The sequence below is a fragment of the Salinibacillus aidingensis genome, from assembly GCF_055393355.1.
On sequence record NZ_AP043759.1, the window covers coordinates 1,790,707 to 1,808,445 of the forward strand.

Here is a 17,739-nt window from a genome sequence, read left to right on the forward strand (position 1 = left end):
GTTAAAAGAAAAAGCGGAGGCGACCAATGGATATACGGGCGCTTCCGCTTTTATTCTGTGCTATTGTAAAGCCCTATTCAAATCCTCAATCAAGTCTTCAGCATCCTCCAGTCCAACAGAAATACGAATTAAGCCGTCTGTTATACCTAACTCTTCTCTTCGGTCCTTTGGAATGGAAGCATGAGTCATTCGTGCAGGCACTGAAATTAAACTTTCAACCGCTCCCAGACTTTCTGCCAATGTAAAGTATTGAATTCGTTTTAAAACCTGATCAGCCATTTCACCACTGCCTGCATCAAAGGAGAGCATTCCACCAAAGCCAGCAGCCTGGGATGTATGAGTATCATGGCCAGGGTGATTCTCTAAACCAGGATAATAAACGCTTTTCACCTTTGGATGGTTCTGCAGAAATTGAGCCACCTTGTTTGTGTTTTGCTCAATTTCCTCCATTCTGACTCCAAGGGTTTTCATACCACGAATAAGAAGATAAGAATCCTGTGGACCTAAGATGCCACCAGCAGAATTAAGAATAAAATGCAGGTCTTCTCCCAACTCATCTGAATTAACCACAACTAACCCCGCGACCACATCACTATGGCCTCCTAAATACTTTGTGGCACTGTGAAGAACAATGTCAGCGCCATATTGAATCGGGTTCTGCCAATATGGAGTACTGAATGTATTATCTACTATAAATAGCAGATTTTGTTCTTTGGCCAGGTCGCTCATTTTCCTTAAATCCGTTACCTTTAACAATGGATTCGTCGGAGTTTCCACATAAATGGCCTTTGTATTAGATTGAATAGCTTTTTTTACCTGATCAGGTGAGCTTGTATCTACAAATGTAACCTCTATTTGAAAACGGTTAAGAACTTTCGATACAACCCTGTAGGTACCGCCATAAACATCATCTGTCATAATCACATGGTCCCCTGCAGAAAACAGCATAAACACAGACGTAATCGCTGCCATCCCTGAACCAAAGGCAAACCCCTGCTTTCCACCTTCTAAATCTTTGATAAACTCTTCTAGTGCAAAGCGTGTTGGATTACCTGTCCGTGAATATTCATAGCCTTTATGATTTCCAGCTGACTCCTGCTGATAGGTGCTTACCTGATAAATCGGGACATTGACTGCACCTGTCTGTTCATCTCCTGTTATTCCGCCATGAATTAGTTTTGTTTTTTTACGCAATAAAAGCCCCTCCCCTAACTGTTATATTGATAGATTCCCTTACTTAAGTAGCGTTCACTACTATCAGGAAAAACTGTCACAATGTTTGTACCAGGAACGGCCTGTTCAGCCTCATTCAAAGCGGCCTGAAATGCAGCCCCTGAAGAACTGCCGACAAGCAATCCCGTTTTTGACGAAAGCTCCTTAACTCTGTTAAATGCCTGAGTATCAGGGATGGTATGAATAGCATCAAAATAATGGGTTTCCATATAATCAGGAATAAATTCCATCCCTATTCCTTCTGTATCATGGGAACCTGCCTCACCACCATTAAGAATGGAGCCCTCTGGTTCAACAATGACCGTTTTTATCTTTTCATTTTTCTCTTTCAGATATTGCGCAGTTCCCATAAATGTGCCACCAGTGCCTCCACCGGCTACAAAAACATCTGCTTTTCCGTCTAATTGCCGAACAATTTCCGGACCCAGTGTGTCATAATAGGCTTTGGGATTATTGTAATTTGAAAACTGTCTGGGGGAGTATGAGCCGGGAATCTTTCTAAGAAGCTCCTCTGTTTTATGAATAGCACCTTTCATTCCTTGTTCAGTGGGTGTATGAATGATTTCAGCACCAAGGGCCTTCATTAATTCCTGTTTTTCCATACTGAATTGTTCCGGTACAACGAACAGGACACGTATCCCCCTGCCAATAGCAGCTAAAGCAAGACCTATTCCTGTATTTCCGGCGGTAGGTTCAATAATCGTCCCGTCTTTTTGGAGCTCTCCACTTTGCAAGGCTTCTTCAAGTAATTTCTTACCTAAACGATCCTTAATACTTCCGCCGGGATTAAAGTATTCCAGTTTGGCAAAAATTCGAACGCCTTCAGGTATATCATACTGATGGATTTCAATTAAAGGTGTTTCCCCAATAAGTTCCTGGACATTACGTACATACTCCATTTTGACTCCCACCTATGCAAATACTTCTGACCATTCATTTTTCTTATCAAGCATGGTACGGGCAAGCTCCTTAGCACCTTCAAGACTATGACTGGCAGCCCAGCCGCATTGGACTTCATTACAAGCAGGTACTTCTGTTGCTTCTAATACATCATTCAGTGTTTTTTCAAGCAGATCTAATACATGATCGTAATCCTCATCATTTAAAAGAGCCAGATAAAAACCGGTTTGACAGCCCATAGGACCTACATCAACTACCTGGTCATGATGATTACGACTGAATTCAGCCATCATATGTTCCAGTGAATGGAGAGCAGGCATATCCATATGCTCCTGATTTGGCTGTTTAAAGCGAATGTCATATTTATAAATTGTATCGCCATTTGTTCCTTCTGTCTTACCTGCCAAACGTACATAAGGTGCCTTTACTTTCGTATGGTCCAGATTAAAGCTTTCAACGTTCATTTTACTCATCATTTATCGCTCCTTTTTTATTTTTTTGCTTCTAAAACCCAGACAAAATCATTAAGCTGAGTGAACCTGATGCTAAAATCATTCTGTTCAAACATCTTTTTTATTTGTGGAAGGGTTGTATAATACTCTGTTTTTAAATCGTCAGCCAGATTATAAAAATGATCCTGTTCCGCCTTTTCTATCATATCAGATTTTTCGTTCTCGGTTAAAAAAATTGTATCTGCAAACACAACCTTGCCGCCGTCTGGCAGTATATGTTTGTATTTCTTAATGGCCTGCTCTTTTTCCAGCTCTGTTAAATGATGGAAGGCATACGTGCTAACAAAAGCATCGATGGGTTCTTCTATGGGAAAATTGAGAAAATCTCCATCAATAATGGTAGCTCCTGTTACTTTTTCCTCAGCTTTTTTTCTCATTAAAGGGGACGGCTCAATACCAATGACTCTGCATTGACGATTGATTAACTTTTCCGTTAAGTTACCTGTTCCTGTTCCAAACTCCATTACCGTACCCGTTACACTGTCAGCAACCATTTCTAATATATGGTTGTAATTTTCAAACACCTGCCTGTACTCAATGTCCAACCCTTTGACTGTGTCATCGTAAGAGTCTGACCATTCATTAAACAGTTCAACAAATTCTCTCCCCATGTTGTCACCCCACTATAATTTATAATTCCTATGGGTATAGTATGAATTAAGCTTATCAATGTTTATTATAACATAGAAATTTCATGAATTGGGCTATAGAAATAAAAAGCCTGACACGAAGTCAGGCTTTTTAATCATTTAGAGCTGTAGATAAAGACTCCAGGTTTTTTCTCATCAGGCTGAAGTAATCGTCCTGATTCTGAATCTCTTCCCGGGTACGTACGGACAGATTATGAATGGGAAGAACCGTTGCCCCTACCTCATCTTTAATTAATTGAGCAATATTGGATACAGACGTATTTTCAAAAAGTAAATAGTCGATTTGTTTTTCTTTCACTTCATTGATAATATTGGTTAATTCCTTTTGGGATAGCTCACTGTTCTGGTTCATACCAGAAATACCAATTTGCTTAATTCCATAGGCTTCTTCCCAGTACCCGTAAGCAGCATGGGAAACAACAAACTGCTTCCGGTCTGCATGATGAATAACATCATGGAATTTGGAATCCAAAGCCTCAAGGTTTGCCTTCAGTTCCTGAAAATTTTGCTGAAAAAACTTTTTATGTTCTGGTTTTAGCGAGATAAGTGATTCTTTAATAGTCTCCGCTATATCGATTGAACGCAGAGGGTCCAGCCATACATGAGGGTCCTTATCTCCATGCTGATGATTATGATGACTGTCTTCTTCCTCATTCTCATGAACAGGCTTCGAAACAGTCACTTCTTTTCCATGACCATGATGAACTGTATCAACGCCTTTTGCTGCCTCTACAATCAATACTTCTTCAGACTCAACGGCCTTCGATATTTTCTCTGCATAGGCTTCTAAACCAGCTCCACTGTACATAAACAAATCGCTTTCTGCAATATCTACAATTGTTTTCGATGTCGGTTCATAGGTATGAGGATCCATACCATCTGACAATAGATTGGTCACCTCAACGTATTCCCCGCCAATTTTTCTGGTAAAGTCCTCAATTGGATATAAGGTTGTATAAATCGAAATTTTATCCGTATGTTTTTTAATTGCTTGGTTTTCATCCTGAGTACAGGCGGTAATAACAGGGATAAATAGGACAAGAATGATGAAATAACGTACAAAATGCCTCATGAATGTTTCTCCTCTCCGTTGATAACCTTACAAAATTATATCGTAATCGTTACTATTTGTAAATGTAAAGATTACGATTTAGGAGAAGATATGATAAACTTTTTTCCTAATAGAGAAACAGGGGTATAATCCCCTGTTCACTTACATTCTGGACATGTTCCATACACTTCAAACTTATGGTTTTCGATTACATAACCTGGCAGCAACGAATTGACCTGTTCAATAGCACAAATTTCAACTGGCTTTGTCCGCCCGCACTTTGTACAAATAAAGTGATGATGATGTCCATCTGTATCACAATGTAAACGGAAAAGCTGTTCCCCATTTAAACTTGTTGATTCCAGAATATCCAGATCTTCAAGCGTATATAAGTTCCGATAAACAGTATTATAACTTGCTCCTGGAAATTCATCCTGAAATTCCTCTAAAATATCTTTAACTGGAAAATATTGATCCTTTTGTCTTGCTTCAAATATTTGTATCAGCTTCTCACGTTGTTTCGTTTGTTTATAGCCATTTTCCTTTAATATTCCAATCGCCTGGTTGGCATTCAATAGTCTCATCCCTTTTTCGATGAAATACTTTTTTATTATTATAATGGATTATTCATTCTATGTACATTCCATTGGTTCGCGAAGTTTCATGGTAAGAAATCTGTACAATATCCTTACATGAATTAAAACAGGATATGGAAGGATATCAAATGATGAATGAATTTTTTAAGGAAAGAGGCGATAAACAAATGGATAACATGGATAAAAACCAAAACAATCAAACCAACATTGAAAAGGATGATTCTCTAACCACCAGACAGGGCCATCCGGTTACCAATAATCAGGATATTCGGACCGTCGGTAACCGTGGTCCTGCAACTTTGGAAAACTACGATTTTATAGAAAAAATCAGTCATTTTGATCGGGAGAAAGTCCCGGAACGGATTGTGCATGCTCGTGGGGCAGGTGCTCATGGCTATTTTGAATCCTACGGTACCGTTGGAGATGAGCCCGTCAGCAAATATACCCGGGCAAAAGTATTTCAGGAGAAAGGAAAGCAAACCCCTGTTTTTGTCCGTTTTTCCACGGTTGTTCACGGCAGACATTCTCCTGAAACGGTCCGTGATCCAAGAGGATTTGCGGTTAAATTTTATACAGAGGATGGGAATTGGGACTTAGTAGGAAATAACTTAAAAATCTTTTTTATTCGTGATGCGATGAAATTTCCTGATATGATTCATGCCTTTAGACCTGATCCCGTTACAAATATACAGGATAGTCAGCGTTTCTTTGACTTCTGCTCCAATTCTCCTGAAAGCTTCCATATGGTGACCTTTGTTTACTCCCCATGGGGAATCCCTGCCAACTACCGTCAAATGCAGGGCTCTGGAGTAAACACGTATAAATGGGTCAATAAAGATGGTGAAGCAGTGTTAGTGAAATATCATTGGGAGCCCAAACAGGGAATTAAAAATCTGACTGTAGAAGAAGCAGAGAAAATACAGGGGAAAAATTTTAACCACGCAACACAGGATTTATATGATGCCATTGAACAGGGCAACTACCCTGAATGGGAACTGTATGTGCAAATCATGAGCGATGATGAACATCCTGAACTGGATTTTGATCCACTGGATGATACAAAAATCTGGCCTGAAGATCAATTTCCTTGGCTGCCTGTCGGAAAAATGGTTCTTAATAAAAATCCGGAAAATTTCTTTGAAGAAGTGGAACAGGCTGCCTTTGGAACAGGGGTCCTCGTTGACGGCCTTGATTTCTCCGATGATAAAATGCTGCAGGGCCGCACTTTTTCCTATTCGGATACCCAGCGTTACCGGGTAGGGGCGAACTATTTACAGTTACCAATTAACAGAGCCAAAAAGCGGGTAGCAACCAACCAGGAAGGTGGTCAGCTGCGGTATGAAAGTGATAAGGGACCGAATCATAATCCACACATTAATTATGAGCCTTCCACATTTAGTGGCTTAAAAGAAACGGAACAGGTCGGAAAGGAATACAAACCGGAAGTACAAGGAAAATTGGTACGAGAACCGATTGATCGAAAGGAAGTAACCAAACAGGCAGGAGAAACCTATCGCTGGTTTGAGGATTGGGAAAAGGACGAGTTAATCAAAAATATGGTTGGTGACCTGTCTGAGTGTGACCAGCGAATTCAGGACAAGATGATTGCCTTAGCTGAAGAAGCTGATGACGAATATGGACGCCGATTACGTGATGGCCTGGAAGAAGCTAAGAAAATGAAGAAAGACGGTAGCTCAAGTCAAAATCCACTGGGAGCAGAAGATGCAGAGCAAGCCCCTAAACAAGCAGAGAAAAACAGCCACAACTCCAGACCTTATTAACAAGAAAAGCGAAGGAGACCGTTTAGGCCCGACGGCATAAGCAGAATCTCCGGAGTGGCCGGATTTTGGCCATGGAGCGGATTCTGCTTATGTCCGCTTGGGCCTGGGAGCCGTAGCTGGCAGAGACAAGCAGCGAAGCCAGAAAACACACTTACCCATGCAGAACCATGCATGGGTTTTACATAACAGCTGCCGGATTTGTTCCATCATTCCCCACCCATGTATCAATTGATTTACTCTTTCCTGCAAAAGACATACAATGGTACCGTACTTGATTTATAGAATAATAAAGGAGCATAAACATGAATTTAGATTTACCAAAAGAGATTAACAATTATATTCAACAAAATCAGCAGAAGCAGAATCATGATTATGAACACCTAAATACCACAGGTGGATATATGGAAACGGAGGATCTTGTTCGTAAGACAGCTATCGCTTTTTATTTAGGTAAAAATATACTTCTGAAAGGACCTACCGGAACCGGAAAAACGAAATTGGCAGAATCCCTGTCATCGCTATACCATAAGCCTATGCACAGCATTAATTGCTCTGTAGATTTAGATGCAGAAAGTTTATTAGGCTTTAAAACCATAAACGAGAAAAACGGAGAATCCATCATCGAATTTGTCGAAGGACCCGTTATTCAGGCGATGAAAAACGGCCATACGTTGTATATAGATGAAATTAATATGGCCAGGCCGGAAACCCTCCCCATCTTAAATGGTGTGCTGGATTACCGGAAAACGATAACAAATCCCTTTACCAATGAGGTGATTACTGCCCATAAAGATTTCAGAGTTATCGCTGCTATTAATGAAGGGTATGTCGGCACCACTCCTCTAAATGAAGCTTTAAAGAACCGATTCGTCATCTTCCAGGTTTCTTACTTAACGGGCGAACCTTTAAAAGAGGTTATTAAGGAACAAACGGCCTTGGAAGATGAACAGACCATCGACTATATGGTGAAGCTCTCAGAGGAATTAATTAATGAAACAAAAAAAGGAAAAATTTCCGAGGATGCCGCCTCAACCAGGGCACTGTTGGATGCATGCGATTTATCTGTTTATTTAACTCCATTGACCGCTATTGAACATGCGATTGCCGAAAAATTAGAAGATGAACGGGAAAAGCATTTTGTTCTAAATTTAGCTGAAACCTATTTTAAGGAATGATTTCATGAGCTTTATTGAAAAAGAAACGAATTATTTCATGTTTATGCAGTTGAAGGATTTAGCTATTTCCTTTATGAAAAAGGATGTCGATATTCAATATAATCAGGTTTCCTTTCTGGATATCCATGCTCCTAAAGTGACGATTAGCAGCTTTTGGGAGAATCGTACAACCAAGAGACATTTGGGCGAAAAAAGTGATATTTACCTGCGCGCTCTCGGAAATTATCATTTTAGTGATCGTCAGGCTTTTATTCAATTTTTAAATCAAAATCAAAGAAGCCGACTCCCTGCTTATGTTAAACAACTGACAGCTTTTTTAGAAGATATACGACTTGAGGAAAAAATACGCTCATTGCGGCCTGGTACAGGAAGATCATTCTCCTTCCGCAGAGAACAATATGCCGGGTTCTTTCAGGATCAATTAAAAGTAAATCGTAATCGAGGGTTTGATTCGGATACTTTGTTCTGTTATTTAACGTTAGCCATCTTCAAAGGCATGGATGTATTTGAGGAATCCATCTTAACTATTCCGGATGCGACAATGGCAAAGATAAAAGAAAGATTGTTTCGTATTTTTGATTGCAGGAATACAGAAGAAGTTATTGGTTTAGCGTGGAATATTTACGAAATGACAGAGGAATATGTAAGCACGGACATGATTAACGCCTATTTTACCTTACCAAAAATCCTCAGTAGGGATATAAAAGAGGATGAAGAAGATGAGTCTATCGATGAACTATTCCCTACGTGGAGCAGAAAACGTAAAAAAGAAACCAAGGAAACCTTCCTTCAATTTGATGATGTAGATGGAGAGCATCAGGATACAAAATTCACAAAAACACCGAGAGAAAGTGAGTCTACAGATCAGGTAATGGCAAGTGTTCAAGGCCAATCTCAGCAGGCTGATTTAAATGATCACTCAGAGGCCTCCAATCAGCAATTGGAGGATGAAGAGGATAAAGAGGAATTTAACAAAGGAAAAGCAAATCGTTATGCTGTGGCCATTGAAAAAGATATAGAACCTTTCACAGAGCAGGACCTGAACGATTATGAGATGCTAAGACAAAAAGTAGCCTTAGAAAAGAAAAAGCTGGTAAAGCTGCTTACAGATATTCTTGACCGGAAGAAGGAACATAACTACAGGCGTTTACATTATGGAAAGCTGGATAAAAAATTGGTTCGCTTTTTAACTGAAGAAAATCCTAAAATGTTTGTTAAAAAGGATGAAGACATGACATTTGATTGCACGTTCTCCCTCTTAGTAGACTGCTCCTCATCCATGATGAATAAAATGAACAAAACGAAGGAAACGATTGTCCTCTTCCATGAAACGTTAAAACAGATGAACATCTCCCATTCTGTTATGGGATTCTGGGAGGATGGTCTGGACAGCGATGATGAATATCAGCCTAATTACTTTCATGAAGTGGTTCCCTTCCAAAACAGCTTGCAAAAAACTTCCGGTCCTCATATTATGCAGCTTCAGCCTGAAGAGGATAACCGGGATGGATTTGCGATTAGATATGCCGGGCACAAGCTGTCAAAACAAAACGAGCAAAATAAATTTCTTTTTGTATTAACAGATGGAAAGCCGGCAGCATTTAATTACTTTCAAAACGGAATAATGGATACAAAAGAAGCGATCCAGCAGCTGAATAAGAAAAATGTCCGAACCATTGGCGTTCAAATGGACCAACAGGATGAACAGCAGGAAAAAATCATGGAATCCATGTATAATCAGCATTATCTTATGATTGACAATTTAAATGAAATGCCTGCCCAGTTTGCAGGAATTCTGAAAAAATTAATTATGAAATCAGGAAATTAATGAATATGCATTCGATGGATTAGTTTATCCAGATCCTGCAGGAGGACCTCTGCTTCCTCCCTGCTCAATCTTACAGGCATTTGATCATTCACGGTAATTACACAGGATTCATCACCCTTTATTTGTTTAATTAAATATTCATGCAATGCCTCAATCTGTGACGACTGCAATATGGATTGAGTTTCGAGATGTTTAATTTCCTTTATAATAAACTCATTTTCCCGAATGGAAAATTCACCCTTAATTAATTGTCCTTGATAGGTTTCCATATCCAACCCTTCCTTCTCATAAAGGGGAATCATAAAGATTCCCCTTATAGTGTGTTTTATTTTCTCTCTTTCGCTCTTCTATCCGCTGCATTGGAGCGCTGCTGTGCTTCAAGATCATCATGGTCAGCCAGTTCCTGAGAAAATTCAATGTCCAGGCCGTCAGAAGCAATATCCCTGCGGGGGGTTTGAGGCAGTTTTTGTTTGTTCTTATCTCTTGGTTTTTGGCTTTGTCCTCGTCCCATTGTCATGCTCCTTTCCCGATTTAATGAACACGTGGTTCACTTTTAGCTTCCCATTTGTTGTGATCAAGTATGATTCCACTTTCTGCTAAGCTTTCAAATAAAATGAAGCTTCATCGACCATTTCTACTTCAGGATTTGATTTTAAATCTTTAACTAATTGAAATAAAGCCTCGTCCTTTTTTTTGGCCTCAATCATACAGTCAATTTGACCTGTGCTTCCATTGACTTCTTTGGCAAATTGTAAAAACATATCAGAATCAACTGTATCTGCATGGGCGCGAAACTGCTTTTTACTTTTTGGACTGGAAATATGCATTTTCACTGCATGCGGAGAGGCGTTCCACGTATTTAAAATTCGATCCCACTCCTTAATCCAGTTTTCCTGTTCATGGTTAGCAAGATGGTGATGAAGATCAAACACAGCTGGTATATTTAATTTTTCACAAGCATATAAAACATCGTGTATATGATAGGTTTTATCATCATTTTCCAGCATAATCATTTCCTGTATACGTTCAGGTACATAGGACCAATTTGTTATAAAACGCTCCAGAGAGTCCTCTTTACTTTCATATTTTCCACCCAGATGTAATACACACCGATGTCTGGGACTCACGTTCATATTGGTTAACAGTTTATAATGATAGTCGAGTGTGAGAAAAGAGGTCTTTAAAACCTCTTTTCTGGGGGTATTGAGCACTACGAAATGGTCAGGGTGAAAATCAATCCGCATTTGGTTTCGATCGGCAAAATCTCCCAAATCTTCTAAGTCTTTTTTCACGGGCTTGATGTAATCCCATCCCTTTAAAGCTTCATGAGTTGCCAGAGGTACCAGTCTGGAACTGAGACGAAAGAAATGAATATCATTTGCTTTGTTATGCTTAAGCAGACGAAGACAGTTTTGTACATTGGATTGGGCGACGCTTTCCAATTTATGGACCGCAGCCTCCTCATCATCAAATTGTGAATAGCGTTTGTAGGTCATCGTTTGGGACGGAGAACTATTTTTCAGGTGAACACTCATAGCTACATATCCAAGACGAAATAATGTATTTGTCATTATATCCCTCAGTTTTTACACTTAGCCTATGTAATCGCATCATTTTTATCAGAGAACAAAGAGTCTTATACGTTGCACTAAACACTTGCCCCCGCTTTCGCTTTTCTCTGTCCAACTCCGGCTCCCAGGCCCAAGCGGACATAAGCAGAATTCCTTCCATGGCCAAAATACGGCCACTCCTGAAATTCTGCTTATGCCGTCGCGCCTAAACGGTCGCCTCCGATTTTCGTATAAAAAAGACATGCATGGGCGCATGTCTTTTACATTGATTCATAATATACAACTGATTCTCGTGGAAGCATCTTTTTTGGTTTTAAGTTCTGATCAGGATATCCCAGACCCAATATGGAGGCAACACCATAATTAGAGGATGAAATTGTAATGCCAGAATCACCAGAACCAGAATAAACATCTGATTCGTCTTGACAAGCGGTTTTGGAATTGTCAAAATCCTCGCCAGTAAAGACGCTCTAATTTTTATTTTCTAAAATCTGCCGAATTCGTGGCTTTGGTTCCCAGCAGTTAAATTGATAATTTGATTTAGTATAATATCCCAGCCGTTTGCATTTCGTTACTACCTGTCCATCTTCTTTGCCAGCCAGAAAGTGAATACACGTTGCACAGCAATGGTATTTGTTTAACCTATCCTCCTTCATCAAGTTCACTCCTCCCCCTTTTTATGAAAGATATCCAGGTAATCCCATGTCTTCTCAAGGTCCTCAAGCTTTTGTTTTATATCCACATTTCTGGAGTTCCCCATTTGTGTAATCAAAGCGTTCATTAAACTTAAAGGGGCAACAAAGGAATCAATAAAAGACGGCAATCTGCTTGATGCGGTTAAGGGTACATCCGCAATGGGGACCAGCGGAGATAACAGATTATCTGTAATCGCGATGGTAGTCGCCCCTCTTTCCCCTGCAAAGGAAAACATCTTTAAGGTTGATTGGGTATAACGGGGAAAACTGATGCCAACCACTACATCATTTTCATTACAATTATAAAATTTTTCGGAAATGAGCTCAGCTGAAGAAATAAATTCTACATTGCTTCTCATAATGCGGAGATAATATTCAAGAAAGACTCCAAGTGAAACCGCACTGCGACTGGCCACAATATAAATATTATTTGCGCTCAGCAGGAGGTTTACAGCTTTCTGGAACTGTGTCTTATCCAGGTTTTCCATAGTGGAACGTATATTGGAGATATCATCCTGAAAAATGTTATACAGCCACTTATCCTCACCTTCATATACCTGAGAACTCATTTGTAAGCGTTCGGTTGTTGTAAGCTGTTTTTGCAGGGAATCCTGCATGGCCTGCTGCAGTTCCGGAAAACCTGAATACCCTATAAAGGTTGCAAATCTGACTACCGTTGCCTCACTGACCGAAGTAATCTGAGCAAGTTTACCTACAGTTAAAAAGGGCACATTATTGGGATTTCTTAGAATGTATTCACCAATCTTTTTTTGAGATTTACTCATATTAGGGATTTTTTCTGCTATGGTTTGATAAACATTGCCCATTGTTTGTTTTCTACCTCCTCAGTTTCTTTAATACTTCCTCATGTAATTCTGCAGTTCTTGCAATGTCCTCTTCTGTATGCACGGTCGACATCGAATAACGATTCATTGGTTTTGTGTAAACTCCTTTCTTTAGCAATTCCTGATCAATAATTTTTCGAAAGGATGTATTTCCTTTTTGTAAATCCCGATAATTTTTTACAGGCTCATTGATTAGAACAATATTAAAAATACTCCCCATTCCAATGGTTTGCATCTCTACGCCGTGTCGTTTATAAACCGTTTCTAACTGGTGGCGCAGATATTGTGTTCGTTCCACCAATTTTTCAAAGGTCTGATCCGATTCTAAAGCTTCAATGGTTGCAAGCCCTGCGGCTAATACGGTTGGATGACCATTGTAGGTTCCACTGTGAAATAGAACATCTTTTCCCTTCTCTTTACTTCCGGCACTCAGGATGTCACGGCCGCCATGTGGAGCACTGATCATCATGATATCTTCTCGTCCGCCGACAGCTCCAACCGGAAAACCTCCTCCAAGGACCTTTCCCAAAGCCGTCAAATCGGGCTTCACACCATAGACTGTCTGACATCCGCCCAGGGACGTTCGAAAACCGGTTTTTACTTCATCAAAAATTAACAGGATTCCAAGCTCTTCTGTCACCTTTCTTAATCCCTGTATAAATTCTTCATCTGCAGGAATAAATCCTCCCTGAACAGGTTCGAGAATAACAGCAGAAAGTTCACTTGCACGCTTACGTAAAAGCTGTTCGGAAGCCTTTAAATCGTTAAACGGTAAAATGATCGTATTTTCAACAAAATATCCGGCATCCCTGTTGATTCAGGGATTGATTTTGGTTCATTCTGTGATCCAGACTTCTCTATATCCGGATTAACACTTACTAAAAACTGATTGGATCCTCCATGATAATGCCCCTCAAATTTCGCAATTTTTTCCTTGCCTGTGTATGCCATTGCTGCCCGCACAGCCAGAAGAGTGGCTTCTAAGCCTGAGTTTGTATATCTGACCATTTCAATACCAGGATACAGATCCACCAATTTTTCCGCCATTTTTATTTCCAGTTGGTGCGGTGTACCGAAAATCGTTGTTCCCTGGCTCTCTAATTGATCATAAACGGCCTGCATTACTGGTTCATATCCATGTCCGTGAATCAGTGCCCCATAACATAGAAGGTAGTCAATATATTCGTTACCATCCGCATCATATAATCGGCTCCCTTTTCCCTTCTCCATCATAATCGGGTGTGGTTCGAAATATTTAATGTTCGCAGTCACACCACCTGGCATTACCTCACATGCCCGGGCATATAATTCTCTTGACTTGCGATTGGAATCTGAGTCAAAGGAAGCTTCTTGTTTTAACACTTCTTCATTCTCCTTTTTAATGAAATTTATGTTTCTGTTTTTGTATTATATGAAATATATATTTCATTTTAAACCACAAAAAGAAAAATTTATTAAAAATTAGATGATTATTTAAAAAGTGAAACCTCCATCAGTGGGGATTTTCTCTATCCTCCACTTAGACTTGTTGGGGTAACCTCAGGACTTGATGTGGGAGTATTACGGCCAGTTAATGCGTGAAAAAAATACCCTGGAATTTATCTCCCAGGGTAGCGTCCTATCTATCTTATTAATCTTTAATTATGAAACCATACTTTTTATAGATCTTTTCAGCCGTCTCTGATTGGGCAAACTGGTAAAATGTATCTGTTGCTTTGTTAATCGTACCTTCCTTTTGATTGTCATCCTTTAACATAGCTAAATAGTATTTAATCGGCGAATGTAATGCTGCGTCAAACTCCCGTACTGCCGCAACATTTTCAACCTGATCAGCATCACTGTTATAGACAATTCCTAAATCTGCGGTTCCTTTGTTAACCAGCGTTAATACTTGTGTGACATCCTTTGTAAATACCAGTTGGTCCCGAAGACGGTCCCATTTATTCAGCTGCATTAAAACTTCCTTTGCATAGGTTCCTGCGGGTACGGATTCCGGGGTACCAATAGCTAATTTCCCATCTGAACGGAGCAGTTCATTAATGGTGCGAACAGATGCTTGTTCGGACTTAATTAAAACTAAAGAATTCGTCAAAAGCTGGTTTCCCTCTTTTATTAAATTCTTTTGTCTAACCTTTTGATAGTCCCTTTCAGATGCTGAGAAAAACAAATCAATAGGAGCTCCCTGCTCAATCTGCCTCCGAAGGGTCCCAGTACCGCCGGAATTTAAATGAATATGGATAGATGGATTTTCCTGTTCAAAAGCACTTATCACTTCCTGCAGGCTTTCTGACATACTGGAGGCTGCAGAGATTGTAATCTCCGTTTTATCCCCCTCATCATTAGCTGAGCAGCCTGGCATGATGATTAAACATCCCATTAGAACTGCAAGAATTCTTTTCATTTTCACCATCCTGACTAGCGAAATACTTCATTTAATATCTTTATCGTTATATATATAAACCTGATAATCGGTAGAGTTGTTTATATTGTAAAAAGGCTGCGGTTCATCTATATTTATATACTTCACCTGGCACATCTCAAGTAATCTGGCAACAGAATAATCATCTGAATCCAGCACACGTTTAATATGGGACTTGATCTGTTTTGAGTAGGCAGCAACTAACGGCTGTTTCCGACCAGTAACGACAGGTATGACCACGTCGGTATCTTCGTCTATATTGTGGACTAACTGTTGTAATACACGAGTTTCCATAAAGGGTACATCTACAGGAAGCACGATATACCAGTCAAAGGATTTGGCATTCATAGCCGTCCATAAACCTGAGAGCGGTCCCCTCTTTTTCAGTTCCGGGTCGTCATTAAGTACCGTAAGGTTTTTCGTATAATGCAGATCAAAATGATTATAAAGCTCAGGATTGGTAATCATAAAGAGTTCACCAACAACGGGACGTAAAGCATCCAGTGAATATTGATAAAAATCTTTCCCTTCTCTTTTGGCAAATGCTTTGGGTGAACCAAAACGTCTGGACTTCCCTCCTGCCAAAACGACGCCTGCTAATTTCATAACAACCCTCATTTCACAATAATTTTGCATATTAGTCACAAATTCGTTATTTATCAAGAAAAAAGAAATACGTCTACGATGCTAGAATAACAGTATACAGAGAATTTTCAACTAATGAAAGAATAACGGTGTATTTACATAGATTAAGGAGTGTTTGAAGATGCATTCAGACCTGTTGCTTAAAGCACGAACCAATGAGCAGCCTATTTCCCATGAATTACAGGAGCTTCTCCATTCCAATAGTACCGTTCGGAAAATAGATAAAGACAGCTTCCTGTTTCATGAAGGTGACCCAGCAAACGAAATCTTTGTCATCAAACGTGGACTCGTGCAAATATCCAAGCTGACAGCAAACGGGAAGGAAATGATCCTGCGTATATGTAAAGAGGATGATATCGTCGGTGAGTTGATTTTGTTTATCGATGATGCCACCTACTTGCTTAGTGCAAAAGTCATTGAACCAGGAGAAGTATTTGTCATCCGTAAAGATCAACTGGAACAGGCATTAACCACTAATAATGCCCTGACCGTTGAATTTATGAAGTGGACAAGTCAGCACATGAGAAAGTTTCAGACGAAGATTAGAGATTTGCTGCTAAATGGAAAAAAAGGTGCTCTTTATTCTACACTCATTCGTCTTTCCAACAGTTATGGTCCTTCACAGCCACTTTTCCATTGGTTGTTGAAGATAGCAGGAGGGTTGCCTCGCTTGCCGATCTTGCTATTGTAATATCCGGACAGCCATCTGCTATACTTCCATTGTTTACAGTTCCGATTTTTTTCTTTAACTCTTCATATTCCTCATCCATACTCCAGCTGATCCCTATACCCCCGTATGGCTTGTCGGTAAATTAGACAAAAAAATGGACATAAAAAATCCCATTGGCTGCAGGTTCAAACTGAACGCTTACTGCCCAATGGGATTGTGTATCCGTACTATTTTATTCATTGCTAATTCCATCCTGCGATAAGTTGAATAACAGCCGGTCCTAATAAAACGATAAACAAGGTTGGGAAGATAAATAACACCATAGGAATCAGCATTTTTACGGGTGCCTTCATCGCTTGTTCCTTTACCTTTTGGCGCTGCTGTTCACGAATTCTCTGTGTCTGCGCCTGCAAAACTTTGGACATTCCTATCCCCATTTGATCAGCTTGAATAATTGCGCTGATCACACTCTTTAAAAATTCAGATGCTACCCGGTTTCGTAAATCGGTTAGTGCGTTTTTCCTTGACTTGCCGAGTTTCATATCCTCTAATGCGTAGAGGAATTCCTTTGATAATGGGCCATCCATCTGTTTACAGACTCTTCTCAGCGCACTATCCAGTCCCATACCGGCTTCTATGGAAACCGTGACCATATCAAAAAAATCTGGCATGGATTTTTCAATTTCTATTACTCTTTGTTTTTTCTTTGCAGTTATATAGTAGTTAGCATAAAAGTTAATAAATAACGCTGCGAAAATACTTAAGAAAATCAGTTTGGCCATTTGATCTGCAGATGGTAAAAACATCACCCATAAAAGCAGGATAAAACCAATCGTTATGACTAATCTCAGCAAAATAAAATTTGGGCCTGTCAGACCAAAAGGATTTCCCGCATCTCTTAATTTATTTTCCATTTCCTGAAGCTTATGTTTAGGTGTCCTTTTTAAAATAAAACCTCTTAATTTTTCGGCCATCGGTGACAGAATCCGCATTTTAAATGATAATAATTCTTTATCCTCTTCCGGTTCAGCGGAAATACTCGTATCAACAAGCGGCATCAGACGGCGGTCAATTTGAAGTTTATTATGATTCACGCTTATTTGTACCGTAACAAACAATATGGAGAAAAATGCAAAAGAAATCATCCATAACAAAAACGCTGCCATCT

At 39.7% G+C, this 17,739-nt stretch carries 19 protein-coding genes and 1 pseudogene; 4 read left to right on the plus strand and 16 right to left on the minus strand.

Annotation, left to right across the window (positions count from 1 at the left end):
• Nucleotides 1-60: 60 nt before the first annotated feature.
• The 6 genes from ACZ5OK_RS09680 to ACZ5OK_RS09705 form a co-directional block, all read right to left on the minus strand.
• Complete coding sequence (locus ACZ5OK_RS09680; protein ID WP_343836354.1) at nucleotides 61-1,194, minus strand: bifunctional cystathionine gamma-lyase/homocysteine desulfhydrase; 1,134 nt, start codon at nucleotides 1,192-1,194, stop codon at nucleotides 61-63.
• A 14-nt stretch (nucleotides 1,195-1,208) separates the two neighbouring features.
• The gene (locus tag ACZ5OK_RS09685) at nucleotides 1,209-2,132 is read right to left on the minus strand and encodes a PLP-dependent cysteine synthase family protein (protein WP_343836356.1); all 924 of its coding nucleotides are present in this window, start codon (nucleotides 2,130-2,132) and stop codon (nucleotides 1,209-1,211) included.
• A 12-nt stretch (nucleotides 2,133-2,144) separates the two neighbouring features.
• Nucleotides 2,145-2,606, minus strand: a complete 462-nt coding sequence (locus ACZ5OK_RS09690; protein WP_425542162.1) for an S-ribosylhomocysteine lyase — start codon at nucleotides 2,604-2,606, stop codon at nucleotides 2,145-2,147.
• Nucleotides 2,607-2,623: 17 nt separating this feature from the next.
• A complete protein-coding gene (locus tag ACZ5OK_RS09695) occupies nucleotides 2,624-3,256 on the minus strand; it encodes a class I SAM-dependent DNA methyltransferase (protein WP_343836360.1) in 633 nt (210 codons plus the stop codon).
• Nucleotides 3,257-3,386: 130 nt separating this feature from the next.
• Nucleotides 3,387-4,367, minus strand: a complete 981-nt coding sequence (locus tag ACZ5OK_RS09700; RefSeq protein ID WP_343836362.1) for a metal ABC transporter solute-binding protein, Zn/Mn family — start codon at nucleotides 4,365-4,367, stop codon at nucleotides 3,387-3,389.
• Nucleotides 4,368-4,504: 137 nt separating this feature from the next.
• Nucleotides 4,505-4,921, minus strand: a complete 417-nt coding sequence (locus ACZ5OK_RS09705) for a Fur family transcriptional regulator (protein ID WP_464758066.1) — start codon at nucleotides 4,919-4,921, stop codon at nucleotides 4,505-4,507.
• A gap of 197 nt (nucleotides 4,922-5,118) precedes the next feature.
• Here ACZ5OK_RS09705 and ACZ5OK_RS09710 point away from each other — a divergent pair, with 197 nt between their 5' ends.
• From ACZ5OK_RS09710 to ACZ5OK_RS09720, 3 genes are all read left to right on the plus strand, one after another.
• Nucleotides 5,119-6,723: a catalase gene (locus ACZ5OK_RS09710; protein WP_343837719.1), complete on the plus strand. Its 1,605-nt coding sequence runs from the start codon at nucleotides 5,119-5,121 to the stop codon at nucleotides 6,721-6,723.
• Nucleotides 6,724-7,025: 302 nt separating this feature from the next.
• Nucleotides 7,026-7,898: a MoxR family ATPase gene (locus ACZ5OK_RS09715; protein WP_343836366.1), complete on the plus strand. Its 873-nt coding sequence runs from the start codon at nucleotides 7,026-7,028 to the stop codon at nucleotides 7,896-7,898.
• A 4-nt stretch (nucleotides 7,899-7,902) separates the two neighbouring features.
• On the plus strand, nucleotides 7,903-9,726 hold the full coding sequence (locus ACZ5OK_RS09720; RefSeq protein ID WP_343836369.1) for a vWA domain-containing protein: 1,824 nt from the start codon (nucleotides 7,903-7,905) through the stop codon (nucleotides 9,724-9,726).
• Here the strand turns inward: ACZ5OK_RS09720 and ACZ5OK_RS09725 are convergent.
• The 9 genes from ACZ5OK_RS09725 to mobA all read right to left on the minus strand — a co-directional run bounded on the left by ACZ5OK_RS09725 (nucleotide 9,723) and on the right by mobA (nucleotide 15,862).
• The gene (locus tag ACZ5OK_RS09725; protein ID WP_343836371.1) at nucleotides 9,723-9,995 is read right to left on the minus strand and encodes a hypothetical protein; all 273 of its coding nucleotides are present in this window, start codon (nucleotides 9,993-9,995) and stop codon (nucleotides 9,723-9,725) included. The genes ACZ5OK_RS09720 and ACZ5OK_RS09725 overlap by 4 nt on opposite strands.
• Nucleotides 9,996-10,051: 56 nt before the next feature.
• Entirely contained in the window at nucleotides 10,052-10,237 is a 186-nt protein-coding gene (locus ACZ5OK_RS09730) for a YfhD family protein (RefSeq protein ID WP_343836373.1), read from the minus strand.
• A gap of 85 nt (nucleotides 10,238-10,322) precedes the next feature.
• Nucleotides 10,323-11,297: a UV DNA damage repair endonuclease UvsE gene (gene uvsE / locus ACZ5OK_RS09735; protein WP_343836375.1), complete on the minus strand. Its 975-nt coding sequence runs from the start codon at nucleotides 11,295-11,297 to the stop codon at nucleotides 10,323-10,325.
• Between the two features lie 470 nt (nucleotides 11,298-11,767).
• Nucleotides 11,768-11,953, minus strand: coding sequence for a hypothetical protein (locus ACZ5OK_RS09740; protein WP_343837720.1), 186 nt, complete (start codon nucleotides 11,951-11,953; stop codon nucleotides 11,768-11,770).
• Nucleotides 11,954-11,958: 5 nt separating this feature from the next.
• Nucleotides 11,959-12,819 carry a MurR/RpiR family transcriptional regulator gene (locus ACZ5OK_RS09745; RefSeq protein ID WP_343836377.1) on the minus strand — a complete coding sequence of 287 codons (861 nt, stop codon included), beginning with the start codon at nucleotides 12,817-12,819 and terminating at the stop codon, nucleotides 11,959-11,961.
• Nucleotides 12,820-12,829: 10 nt separating this feature from the next.
• Nucleotides 12,830-13,654 carry an aspartate aminotransferase family protein gene (locus ACZ5OK_RS09750; protein WP_343837721.1) on the minus strand — a complete coding sequence of 275 codons (825 nt, stop codon included), beginning with the start codon at nucleotides 13,652-13,654 and terminating at the stop codon, nucleotides 12,830-12,832.
• A complete protein-coding gene (locus tag ACZ5OK_RS09755; protein WP_343836379.1) occupies nucleotides 13,594-14,199 on the minus strand; it encodes an aminotransferase class III-fold pyridoxal phosphate-dependent enzyme in 606 nt (201 codons plus the stop codon). The genes ACZ5OK_RS09750 and ACZ5OK_RS09755 overlap by 61 nt, the downstream gene beginning before the upstream one ends.
• A 268-nt stretch (nucleotides 14,200-14,467) precedes the next feature.
• Nucleotides 14,468-15,238 carry a molybdate ABC transporter substrate-binding protein gene (gene modA, locus ACZ5OK_RS09760; RefSeq protein WP_343836380.1) on the minus strand — a complete coding sequence of 257 codons (771 nt, stop codon included), beginning with the start codon at nucleotides 15,236-15,238 and terminating at the stop codon, nucleotides 14,468-14,470.
• Nucleotides 15,239-15,265: 27 nt separating this feature from the next.
• The gene (gene mobA, locus ACZ5OK_RS09765; protein ID WP_343836381.1) at nucleotides 15,266-15,862 is read right to left on the minus strand and encodes a molybdenum cofactor guanylyltransferase; all 597 of its coding nucleotides are present in this window, start codon (nucleotides 15,860-15,862) and stop codon (nucleotides 15,266-15,268) included.
• A 160-nt stretch (nucleotides 15,863-16,022) separates the two neighbouring features.
• Here mobA and ACZ5OK_RS09770 point away from each other — a divergent pair.
• Nucleotides 16,023-16,517, plus strand: a pseudogene (locus tag ACZ5OK_RS09770) (Crp/Fnr family transcriptional regulator); the annotation flags it as partial.
• 296 nt (nucleotides 16,518-16,813) lie between these two features.
• On the opposite strand, the gene ACZ5OK_RS09775 reads toward ACZ5OK_RS09770, so the two are convergent.
• A complete protein-coding gene (locus ACZ5OK_RS09775) occupies nucleotides 16,814-17,737 on the minus strand; it encodes a type II secretion system F family protein (protein WP_343836383.1) in 924 nt (307 codons plus the stop codon).
• Nucleotides 17,738-17,739: the final 2 nt, after the last annotated feature.